General features: G+C 72.5%; 10 protein-coding genes. 9 read left to right on the top strand and 1 reads right to left on the bottom strand.

Going from position 1 to position 9,868, the window contains the following annotated elements:
- Positions 1–126 precede the first annotated feature (126 nt).
- From ACSIH6_RS35260 to ACSIH6_RS35290, 7 genes are all read left to right on the top strand, one after another.
- Positions 127–978 (top strand): SOS response-associated peptidase, encoded by an 852-nt coding sequence (locus ACSIH6_RS35260; RefSeq protein ID WP_435112657.1) that lies wholly within the window; start codon positions 127–129, stop codon positions 976–978.
- 310 nt (positions 979–1,288) lie between these two features.
- Entirely contained in the window at positions 1,289–2,962 is a 1,674-nt protein-coding gene (gene thiC / locus ACSIH6_RS35265) for a phosphomethylpyrimidine synthase ThiC (RefSeq protein WP_435112658.1), read from the top strand.
- A gap of 322 nt (positions 2,963–3,284) precedes the next feature.
- Positions 3,285–4,175 carry a phosphate/phosphite/phosphonate ABC transporter substrate-binding protein gene (locus ACSIH6_RS35270; RefSeq protein WP_435112659.1) on the top strand — a complete coding sequence of 297 codons (891 nt, stop codon included), beginning with the start codon at positions 3,285–3,287 and terminating at the stop codon, positions 4,173–4,175.
- Positions 4,172–5,050: a phosphonate ABC transporter ATP-binding protein gene (locus tag ACSIH6_RS35275; protein WP_435112660.1), complete on the top strand. Its 879-nt coding sequence runs from the start codon at positions 4,172–4,174 to the stop codon at positions 5,048–5,050. The genes ACSIH6_RS35270 and ACSIH6_RS35275 overlap by 4 nt, the downstream gene beginning before the upstream one ends.
- Positions 5,047–5,943: a phosphonate ABC transporter, permease protein PhnE gene (gene phnE, locus ACSIH6_RS35280; RefSeq protein ID WP_435112661.1), complete on the top strand. Its 897-nt coding sequence runs from the start codon at positions 5,047–5,049 to the stop codon at positions 5,941–5,943. The genes ACSIH6_RS35275 and phnE overlap by 4 nt, the downstream gene beginning before the upstream one ends.
- Positions 5,944–6,020: 77 nt before the next feature.
- Positions 6,021–6,845 (top strand): tyrosine-protein phosphatase, encoded by an 825-nt coding sequence (locus ACSIH6_RS35285; RefSeq protein ID WP_435112662.1) that lies wholly within the window; start codon positions 6,021–6,023, stop codon positions 6,843–6,845.
- A 171-nt stretch (positions 6,846–7,016) separates the two neighbouring features.
- Positions 7,017–7,634, top strand: a complete 618-nt coding sequence (locus ACSIH6_RS35290) for a TetR/AcrR family transcriptional regulator (RefSeq protein WP_435112663.1) — start codon at positions 7,017–7,019, stop codon at positions 7,632–7,634.
- A gap of 43 nt (positions 7,635–7,677) precedes the next feature.
- Here ACSIH6_RS35290 and ACSIH6_RS35295 read toward each other — a convergent pair whose 3' ends face one another.
- Positions 7,678–8,499 (bottom strand): methyltransferase domain-containing protein, encoded by an 822-nt coding sequence (locus ACSIH6_RS35295; protein ID WP_435112664.1) that lies wholly within the window; start codon positions 8,497–8,499, stop codon positions 7,678–7,680.
- 313 nt (positions 8,500–8,812) lie between these two features.
- On the opposite strand from ACSIH6_RS35295, the gene ACSIH6_RS35300 reads away from it, so the two are divergent.
- On the top strand, positions 8,813–9,529 hold the full coding sequence (locus ACSIH6_RS35300) for a sigma-70 family RNA polymerase sigma factor (RefSeq protein ID WP_435112665.1): 717 nt from the start codon (positions 8,813–8,815) through the stop codon (positions 9,527–9,529).
- On the top strand, positions 9,526–9,834 hold the full coding sequence (rsrA, locus tag ACSIH6_RS35305) for a mycothiol system anti-sigma-R factor (protein ID WP_435112666.1): 309 nt from the start codon (positions 9,526–9,528) through the stop codon (positions 9,832–9,834). The genes ACSIH6_RS35300 and rsrA overlap by 4 nt, the downstream gene beginning before the upstream one ends.
- The last annotated feature ends 34 nt before the right edge of the window (positions 9,835–9,868 follow it).

The raw sequence follows: 9,868 nt of genomic DNA on the forward strand, positions 1-9,868 counted from the left end.
CGGTCGGTCGGGCGGGCGGAACCGGTGGGCCGTTCGGGCCGTATCCGATGCCCGAGGGGTGGCAAACACCGGTGGATAAGGGTGTTCCGGGAGAGAACGAGCTGTTTCGACCGTAGGATCACACCCATGTGCGGTCGTTATGCCCAGTCCAGGAACGTGCACCAGTTGCAGCTCGCCTTCGGCCTGCCCGAGCAGGCACTTCCCGAGGAGACCGATCCCCGGGCGTGGCCGCCGCTGGAGGAGCTGGACCCGGACTACAACATCTCACCCGGCAGGCCCGTGTACGCCGTGCTCGGCCCGCCCCCGCAGGCGGACGACCGGGGCGAACCGGGGCCCCGCTCCCTGCACACCCTGCGCTGGGGCCTGGTCCCCTCCTGGGCCAAGGACCGCAACATCGGCTACCGGATGATCAACGCCCGCAGCGAGACCATCGCCGACAAGCCCGCCTTCCGCACGGCCTTCCGGCGCCGCCGCTGCCTGCTGCCCGCCGACGCCTACTACGAGTGGCAGCTGATCGGCAGGGACGGGACCGTGCGGGCCAGCACCTCGCCCGTCACCGACCCCCACCACAGGAAGCGCAAGGCCAAGGCGGACAAGAAGCCCTACTCCATCCACTACCCCGACGACCGGCCGCTGGCCATGGCGGGGATCTTCGAACGCTGGCGCGACCCGGAGGCGGCCGAGGACGACCCCGCCGCGTGGGTGTGGAGCTGCGCCGTCGTCACCACCGAGGCCGCCCCCGAGCTCGCCCACATCCACGAGCGCATGCCCGTCGTCGTGCCCTCCGAGGACTGGGCGGCCTGGCTGGACCCGGCGACCGGGGCCGACGAGCTGGCCCACCTGCTCCAGGACACCCCGGCCGACCGCTTCGACGTGGACGAGGTCTCCACCGACGTCAACAGCATCAAGAACAACCGGCCCGACCTGCTCGAACCGCTCTCCGACACCGGGGGAGGCGCGCCGGGGACGCTCTTTTGACCCGGGGAGCGCGGCACGGCCCCTCCCGCTCCGAACTGTTCGTCCTGTGCTGCCCGCGCTGCCGGGGGTGGCGTGCGGGGGACAGTTTTCTATCCCCGGGACGGTGGACAACCCCGGCCTCCGGACGGATACAGTGTCCGGGGCCACACCGGCCGGGTCCGCCCCGGTCCGGCGTGCCCGGGGCGCCCGAGGCGTCCCACATCTTCATACGCAACGCGGGAGCTCGCGCCATGGCGGGCTGAGAGGGCGACTCAACGGCGTCGCCGACCGCAGAACCTGTTCGGGTAATTCCGACGTAGGGAGGCATGCCATGACGGCTCTCGACGGCCGCGACGTCAGTTCCACCGCGGACCACCGGGTGACCACCGGTCCCATCATGGGATCACGCAAGGTCCACCGGGAGGTCGCCACCCCCGAGGGGAACACCCTCCGCGTCCCGCAGCGCCGGGTGGAACTCAGCAACGGCAGCCACTTCGACCTGTACGACACCTCCGGCCCGTACACCGACGACACCGCGCACATCGACGTCCACCGGGGCCTGGCCCCGACCCGCCGGGAGTGGGCCCACGAGCCCGCCCCCTCCGGCGGCGCGACCACCCAGATGGCCCGCGCCAAGGCCGGGACCATCACCCCCGAGATGCGTTTCGTGGCCGCCCGCGAGGGTGTGGACCCCGAGTTCGTCCGCCAGGAGGTGGCCGTGGGCCGGGCGGTCATCCCCGCCAACCGGTGCCACCCCGAGTCCGAGCCGATGATCATCGGCAAGAACTTCCTGGTCAAGATCAACGCCAACATCGGCAACTCCGCCGTCACCTCCTCCGTCCCCGAGGAGGTGGAGAAGATGGTGTGGGCCACCCGCTGGGGCGCCGACACCGTCATGGACCTGTCCACCGGCAAGCGCATCCACGAGACCCGCGAGCGCATCCTGCGCAACTCGCCCGTCCCGATCGGGACCGTGCCCATCTACCAGGCCCTGGAGAAGGTCAACGGCGACCCGGCCGCGCTGAGCTGGGAGGTCTACCGCGACACCGTCGTCGAGCAGTGCGAGCAGGGCGTGGACTACATGACCGTCCACGCGGGCGTGCTGCTGCGCTACGTGCCGCTCACCGCCCGCCGGGTCACGGGCATCGTCTCGCGCGGGGGCTCCATCATGGCGGCCTGGTGCCTGGCCCACCACAGGGAGAGCTTCCTGTACACCCACTACGAGGAGCTGTGCGAGATCCTCCGGGAGTACGACGTCACCTTCTCCCTCGGCGACGGGCTGCGGCCGGGATCGATCGCCGACGCCAACGACGAGGCCCAGTTCGCCGAGCTGCGCACCCTGGGCGAGCTCACCCACATCGCCCGCGCGCACGACGTGCAGGTGATGATCGAGGGGCCCGGGCACGTGCCGATGCACAAGATCGCGGAGAACGTGCGCCTGGAGGAGGAGCTGTGCGGCGAGGCGCCGTTCTACACGCTCGGCCCCCTGGCCACCGACGTCGCACCCGGCTACGACCACATCACCTCCGCGATCGGCGCCGCCCAGATCGGCTGGCTCGGTACGGCGATGCTGTGCTACGTCACCCCCAAGGAGCACCTGGGGCTGCCCGACCGGGACGACGTCAAGACCGGCGTGATCACCTACAAGCTCGCCGCGCACGCCGCCGACCTGGCCAAGGGCCACCCGAAGGCGCAGGAGTGGGACGACGAACTGTCCAAGGCGCGCTTCGAGTTCCGCTGGCAGGACCAGTTCCACCTGGCCCTGGACCCTGAGACCGCGCAGTCCTTCCACGACCAGACCCTGCCCGCCGAGCCGGCCAAGACCGCGCACTTCTGCTCCATGTGCGGGCCGAAGTTCTGCTCCATGAAGATCACCCAGGACGTGCGCAGGTACGCCGAGGAGAACGGACTGGAGACGGTCGCCGCCATCGAGAAGGGCATGGCCGACAAGTCCGCGGAGTTCGCCGAGCAGGGTAAGCGGGTCTACCTGCCCCTGGCGGAGTAGGGGCCGCGGAGCAACAGGGAGGGGCGGGGCGCGGTGGTGTCCCCGCCCCGGTGCGCCCGCCCCGTCGGCGGAGGGCGGCCCTCGGGGCGGCGGGGCCGTTCCGCGGGGTCGCCACCGGCAGGAGCGGGGCGCGGCCATCCCCGTGTCACTCCCGCTCCACCGGGGCGTTGATCCCCGTACGACCTGGGCTTTCGTGCGCGGCGGCGAGTCCCAGCGTTCACCTGACGGCAATTAGTGCACCGCCGGTATCGAAACCGCCGGTTCACGAATCCCCTGTTGCCTCGGAGGCGTCACATTCCTCCCTCCGCCAAGGAGCGACGGTATGCACCGCCACCCCCGTCCCGCCCTCACCGCACTGACCGCTCTCTCCGCCCTCTCCGTCCTCGCGCTGGCCGCCTGCGCGCCCGCCGAGGGGGACACCGCCGACGAGGCCCTCGTCTTCGCCTTCCCGCCCGGGACCGACGACCCCGAACAGCTCGCCCAGGTCGAACCCGTCTCCGACCACATCGCCGAGGCCACCGGACGCGAGGTCGTCACCGAGTCGCCCGCCGACTACATGGGAGTCGTGGAGGCCCTGCGTCAGGGGCACGTCGACGTCGCCCTGCTCAGCCCCTTCGCCACCGCCATCGGCCAGCAGGCCGGAGGCCTGGACGTGGGTCTGGTCTGGGAGGCCACGGACGACCCCGCGTCCGTGCTGCTCACCCGCGCCGACAGCGGGATCGAGACGATCGCCGACGTCGAGGGCCGCCAGGTCGCCTTCGTGGACCCCGGCTCCACCACCGGCCACTTCATGCCCCGTGCCCTGCTCAAGGAGGAGGGGCTGGAGGCGGGGACCGACTACGAGATGACCTTCGCGGGTGGCCACGACTCGGCCGCCCTGGCCCTGGCCCAGGGCGGGGTCGACGTCGCGGCGACCTCGGCCATGCTCGTCGGGACCCTCACCGAGGCGGGCGTCATCGACCCCGAGGAGGTCGTCGTCCTGGCCGAGAGCGGCCCCATCCCGGTCGGCGTCACCATCGTCTTCTCCGAGGACGTGGACGAACGGACCCGCACCGCCGTCGTCGAGCGGCTCCCGGAGCTGGTCGAGGGGGACGAGGCCCTCACCACCCTGCTGGGTGAGGGGGAGGCCATCGCCGACCCGGACGCGGAGGTCTTCGCACCGCTGCTGGACGTCGCCGAGTCCGTCGGCCTCGAACTGGAGGACATCCGATGACCGCCGACGCCACCACCGCGGCCGCGCGGCCCCAGCGCACCGACCGGGACGCGGACCCGCTGACGGTACCGGTCGTCAGCGTCCGCGGCCTCACGGTCGTCTACGACACCGCGCCCGTCCTGGACGGGGTCGACCTCGACGTCGCCCCCGGCGAGGTCGTGGCGCTCCTGGGCCACAGCGGCTCGGGCAAGTCCACCCTCATGAGGGCGCTCACCGGCATGGCGCCCGTGACCTCCGGAGAACTGCGTGTGGCCGGACGCGACGTCACCGCGCTGCGCGGACGGGCGCTGCGCTCCCTGCGCGCCGACGTCGGACACGTCTTCCAGCACTTCCACCTGGTTCCCCGTCTGTCCGCCCTGGCCAACGTCCTCACCGGCGGACTGCACGAGGCCGGTCCCGCGTCCAGGGTCGGGGTGTTCTCCCGCGAGCAGCGCGTCCGCGCCCTCGCGCTCCTGGACCGGGTCGGGCTGGCCGACCAGGCCCGCCAGCAGGCGCGGACCCTCTCCGGCGGCCAGCAGCAGCGGGTGGCCATCGCCCGCGCCCTCATGCAGGACCCCGGACTGATCCTCGCCGACGAGCCGGTGGCCTCCCTGGACCCGCGCCTGGCCGGTTCCGTCCTGGGACTGCTGTCCGAGCTGGCCCGCGAACGCGGTGTGCCCGTGCTGGTCAGCCTGCACGTGGTCGCCCTGGCCCGCCGCTACACCGACCGCGCCGTGGGCCTGCGCGAGGGCCGCGTGGTCGCCGACCTGGCCTCCGCCGACCTGGACGGGGCCGCCGTGCGCGAGATCTACGGCGCCGACACCGAGTTCGGCACCGACACCGACGAGCCCGCGGCACGACGCGGCGCCGCCCCGCTCCCCGGAGGTACCGCGTGACCAGCCGACCCGAACCCGCGCCCGAGGCGGACACCGCGCCCGGGCCCGGGGACCCCGCCGCCGTCGGCGGCCCCACGACTCGGGGCGGGGCCGCCGACCTCCCCGAGGGCCTGCGCCGCCTGTCCTCCCCCTGGCAGCCGCCCGGGCTGAAGGGCACGCTGACCATCGTGGTCGGTGCCGCCGCCGTCGCCTGGTCGGCGGCCGGATCCGGGTTCAGCCCGTCCGCGCTGGCCGAGGGAGCGCCCGCCATGGGCTCCTTCCTGTCGCGGCTGTGGCCGCCGGACTTCGGCAAGGTCGCCACGATCGTCGAACTGCTCGTGGAGACCCTCCAGATGGCGGTCCTGGGTACCCTGCTCGGCGCGCTGCTGTCCCTGCTGCTGAGCTTCGCGGCGGCCGAGAACATCGCGCCGCGCCCCGTCTACCTCGCCGCCAGGTTCGTCCTCAACGTCCTGCGCTCCGTCCCCGAGCTGATCTTCGCGCTGATGTTCGTCTCGGCGGTCGGTCTGGGGCCGTTCGCCGGAATCCTCGCTATCACCCTCGGTTCGGTCGGCACCATCGCCAAGGTCTACGCCGAGGCCATCGAGTCGGTCGACCCCGGGCCGGTGACCGCCCTGAGAGCGGCCGGGGCCTCGTCCGGCCAGGTCATCACCTTCGGGATGCTGCCCCAGGCCGCGCCGATGCTCACGTCGTACACGCTGCTGCTCTTCGAGGGCAACGTCCGCGGCGCCACCATCCTCGGCCTGGTCGGCGCGGGCGGCATCGGCCTGGAGCTGACCACCGCCCTGCGGCTGTACGACTTCGGCCACCTGTGCGCCATCGTCATCGGGATCGTCCTGCTCGTGACCGTGATCGACCGCCTGAGCGCACTCGTACGCGCCCGTCTGACCGCCTGACCCACGCCCCTCCCGCTGACCCACGCCCATCCGGTGGTCCGCGCCCCCGGCGGCCCGGCTTTCGAACCAGGAGCACTATGAGCACCACAAGCCCCGAGAATCCCGTCCTTCCCGCCGACGTCCCCTCCCTTCCCGTCTCCGTCGAGCCCAGCGTCCCGGTCAACTTCCGTGATCTGGGCGGCGTCGCCGTCCGCGGCGGCCGGGTCCGCCCCGGTCTGGTGTTCCGCAGCGACGACCTGGCCACCGCCACCGCGGAGTTCGTCCACTCCGCGTGCCGGGAGCGGGGCATCGGCCACGTCATCGACCTGCGCTCCCTCGGGGAGGCCGCGGCCACCGGCAGGGGTCCGTTCGCCGACCGGGAGGTCACCGGGCACACCGTGAACTACCACCACATCCCGTTGAGCGTGGACCTGGCACCCGGAGGGCGTGATCTCGGGAACCTGCCCACCACCCCGGAGGGGGCCGCCGTCTTCTACGCGGACATGGCGGACCGCTCCGCCGAGTCCCTGGCCACGATCCTCACGCTCCTCGCGTTCACCGACCGGCCCGCGGCCTTCCACTGCGCGGCGGGCAAGGACCGCACCGGGGTCCTCGCGGCTCTGCTGCTGGGGGCACTCGGAGCCGGGGAGGACGCCGTGGCCGAGGACTACTCCCGTACCGACGCCGCCATGCCGGGGATCAACCGGCGCCTGGCGCACCTGATGGGTCCGCTGTTGGCGGAGCTGGGAACGGGCACCGCGGCCCCGGACAACCCCATGATGCGCGCCGACGCCGAGACCATGCGCGCCTTCTGGAGGACCATGGCCCAGCGGCACGGCGAACCGCTGGGCAGGCTGCGCGCCGCCGGGCTGGACGAGGGTGTCGTCCAGCGGTTGCGCGGACGCCTCGTGCAGGACGCCTGACCGACACAGGGGTCCGGTAGGGTCCTGCGGTTCGGTCCGGGAGGGGCGCCGCCCCCTCCCGGACCCGGCGCCGTGCGGCCCCCGCGGCCGCGGCGCGGCGTACCGGTCCGCGCTGCCGGACGAAGGACCCGGGACGATCCCGGGAAGGACACCGAGACACTGAGGAAACCCATGCCCACGCAGCCCGCACGCGGCCCGGGACGCCCCCGCGAGGAGGCCGCCGGACGCGTGCTGCTGGACGCGACGGTCGAACTGCTGCTCGAACACGAGGACCCGGGCAGGGTGACGGTCGCCGCGATCACCGACCGGGCCGGGGTCGCCCGCGCCACCCTCTACCGGCGCTGGGACTCACGGGAGGAGCTGATCGCCGAGGCCCTGGACAGCGTGCGCGAGACGCCGCGCATCGCCGACACCGGGGACCTGCTGGCCGACCTCGAACCCTGGTTCGGGCCCGAGGCGGTGGACGACGACCCGCGGACCCACCGGCTGATCCGCACACGGCTGATCCAGGCGCTGAGCAACCCCGAGCTGCGCCGCGTGTACTGGGAGAGGTACATCCGCCCGCGCCGGGAGCCGCTCATGGCCCGGCTGCGTGCGGAGGCGCGCCGGGGAGGGCTGCCCGCGGACACCGACGTGGAGACGCTCGCCGAGCTCATCGCGGGGGTGGCGTACTACCAGATGTTCGTCCGACCCGACGACGGGCGCTACCTCGACCGGATGCGCCGTGCCGTGCGCCTGCTCCTGGGCGTCCACGGCGAAGAGCGGGCCCCCGCCGAGGGGACGGACTGAGGCGCGTTCGGCGGACACCGCGCGGACGCCCGCCGAACGCGCCCTAAGCGGGCTTGCGCGCGCTCGCCACCAGGTGCACCCCCACGTAGTCGTCGGATTCCGTGGCGCGCAGCTCCATCTCCACCAGGCGTCCCATCGACCTCGGGTCGCGCGCCAGCATCATCTCCACGGTGGAGGCGGACAGCACCGTGCGGGGCTTGACCCACTCCAGCTCCAGACCGGCGTCGGTGAGCGCCTCGGTGAGCTGCTCGGCCGTGAAGCACCGCGTGATGGAGCCGTCCGGCCAGGGCACCAGGAGCACGTCCGCGTTGGGCGCGTGGCTCAGCTCGGGCCAGCGGTCCTGCTCGGCCAGCATCGCCATGCCCAGCACCACCGAGTCCACGCACAGCAGGGCGCGGCCCCCCGGGCGCAGCACCCGGCTGACCCGCGCCAGGGCCTCCTCGGTGGCCAGGTGCCTGGACAGCACCCGGTTGTCGGCGATGACCCCGTCGAAGGAGTCCGGGGCGAAGCTGCGCAGGAAGGCGGAGTCGCCCACCACGTGGCGCAGCCGTCCGCGCCGGGCCGGCCGGGGCACCATCGCGCGCCCGTTCACCAGGGTCAGCGGGCGGCGCATGGCCACGTCCACCGAGGGCAGCAGGGTGACCACGTCGTGTCCGGCGGCCACTGCGCGCGGGGCGCCCTGGTAGTCCGCGCCGGAGAGGTCGAGCAGCAGGGAGGGGGAGTCGGGGAGCCACCGGGCGACCTGCGCCTCGGCGACCGCCCAGTAGAACCGCCAGTAGTCCGACAGGTGGTCGGGAGTGGCGAACTGGGCCGCCGTCGACCGGGGGCGGTCGGAGGCCGGGGTCGGGGACGGTCGCACGTGCACTCCTCTCCCATTCTCCAGTGTGTCCTACCCGCACTCTGCCATGCCTCACCTCCGGTGACGGAGGTAAACGACAAAGTTCGCCCAAGGAGGGGACCTTCGTCCCCGTGCGGCGCGGAATCAGCTCGCGCGAAGCGTTGTTCTCCCCTACACCGCGCCCGGAGACCCAGTCGTCCGGGCGCGCCACACGCGAGTATCCGGGGAGGGCCGACAGACCATGCCGACAGCCGGGACGTGCCTGGAGCGCGAGGAGACGGCGACGGCGCCACGCGGCGCCGATGCGCGGGTCCACGCCATGGGACCGTATCGTTGGGGTATGGACGCCCCAACCGGGACCAGCGCGAGGAGGCCGACGGGCTTGGAACAGGGCCAGGAGCAGGAGACAGCCGCGGAACGGGAAGAGCGCTTCGAGAGGGACGTGCTTCCCTTCCTCGACCAGCTCTACTCCGCGGCGCTGCGGATGACCCGTAACCCCGCCGACGCGGAGGATCTCGTACAGGAGACCTTCGCCAAGGCGTTCGGTTCGTTCCACCAGTTCAGACAGGGGACGAACCTCAAGGCATGGCTCTACCGCATCCTCACCAACACCTTCATCAACTCCTACCGCAAGAAGCAGCGCGAACCGAAGCAGGCGGGGACCGAGGACGTCGAGGACTGGCAGCTGGCTCAGGCCGCGTCGCACACCGCGGCGGGTCTGAAGTCCGCTGAGGCCGAGGCGCTCGAACACCTCCCCGACACCGACGTCAAGCGGGCGCTCCAGGAGCTGCCCGAGGACTTCCGGATCGCGGTGTACCTCGCCGACGTCGAGGGCTTCGCGTACAAGGAGGTCGCCGAGATCATGGGGACGCCCATCGGGACGGTCATGTCCCGGCTGCACCGCGGGCGCCGCCAGCTCAGGTCGATGCTGGAGGAGTACGCGGTGGAGCGGGGGTTCCTGCCGGCGAGGGCGGCGGCCGAGGCCGGCGCGGTCGCCTCGGGGACGTCCCCGCGCGGACGGGGACAGGACGTCTCGGATCGAGGAGACCTGCAATGAGCGGCGGCCACGGCGAACACAGCGACACCCCGTGCAGCGAGGTGCTCGACAAGCTCTACACCTACATCGACGGCGAGCTTGAGGAGGGCAACTACGAGCAGGTCCGCGAGCACCTGGACGGGTGCGGGCCCTGCCTCGACGAGTACGGGCTCGAGGAGGCGGTGAAGAAGCTCGTGGCCAAGCACTGCGGCTGTGATCCGGTGCCGATGGACCTGAGGGACAAGGTGCTCAGCCGCCTGGCCCGGGCGCGCACCGAGCAGTTGGCCCGGGAGGCGCGCGTGGAAACCCCCGGTACGTCCTCCTGAGGGAACCGAGTCCGACCGCGCCCGTTATACGACC

The organism is Nocardiopsis synnemataformans (assembly GCF_965343085.1).
Taxonomy (GTDB): Bacteria; Actinomycetota; Actinomycetes; order Streptosporangiales; family Streptosporangiaceae; genus Nocardiopsis; species Nocardiopsis alborubida.

Excerpts from the sequence above, each read along its gene's own strand:
- ACSIH6_RS35260 (WP_435112657.1), top strand. The coding sequence starts at position 127 with ATGTGCGGTCGTTATGCCCAGTCCAGGAACGTGCACCAGTTGCAGCTC.
- thiC (WP_435112658.1), top strand. The coding sequence starts at position 1,289 with ATGACGGCTCTCGACGGCCGCGACGTCAGTTCCACCGCGGACCACCGG.
- ACSIH6_RS35270 (WP_435112659.1), top strand. The coding sequence starts at position 3,285 with ATGCACCGCCACCCCCGTCCCGCCCTCACCGCACTGACCGCTCTCTCC.
- ACSIH6_RS35275 (WP_435112660.1), top strand. The coding sequence starts at position 4,172 with ATGACCGCCGACGCCACCACCGCGGCCGCGCGGCCCCAGCGCACCGAC.
- ACSIH6_RS35285 (WP_435112662.1), top strand. The coding sequence starts at position 6,021 with ATGAGCACCACAAGCCCCGAGAATCCCGTCCTTCCCGCCGACGTCCCC.
- ACSIH6_RS35290 (WP_435112663.1), top strand. The coding sequence starts at position 7,017 with ATGCCCACGCAGCCCGCACGCGGCCCGGGACGCCCCCGCGAGGAGGCC.
- ACSIH6_RS35300 (WP_435112665.1), top strand. The coding sequence starts at position 8,813 with ATGGACGCCCCAACCGGGACCAGCGCGAGGAGGCCGACGGGCTTGGAA.
- rsrA (WP_435112666.1), top strand. The coding sequence starts at position 9,526 with ATGAGCGGCGGCCACGGCGAACACAGCGACACCCCGTGCAGCGAGGTG.